Annotated in this window: 1 rRNA gene; it reads right to left on the bottom strand. The window is 50.2% G+C overall.

Going from position 1 to position 213, the window contains the following annotated elements:
• Positions 1-139 precede the first annotated feature (139 nt).
• Positions 140-213, bottom strand: a 16S ribosomal RNA gene (locus LC417_RS22370); the annotation flags it as partial.

The following is a 213-nucleotide window of genomic DNA, read 5'->3' as shown; positions in this document are numbered from 1 at the left end:
AGTGGACTTGAACCACCGACCTCACCCTTATCAGGGGTGCGCTCTAACCACCTGAGCTACAAGCCTGTAGAGGTTTTTTCTGCTCGTTACTTTTTATCAGACAATCTGTGTGGACACTGCGCGGGAAGGTATCTTCAGGTAAGGAGGTGATCCAACCGCAGGTTCCCCTACGGTTACCTTGTTACGACTTCACCCCAGTCATGAATCACAAAG

Origin of the sequence: Pantoea sp. OVA07A (assembly GCF_019969975.1) — a bacterium.
GTDB lineage: Bacteria > Pseudomonadota > Gammaproteobacteria > Enterobacterales > Enterobacteriaceae > Pantoea > Pantoea agglomerans.
The sequence above is the reverse complement of the archived record's forward strand: the minus strand, read 5'-3'. Positions and strand labels throughout refer to the sequence as shown.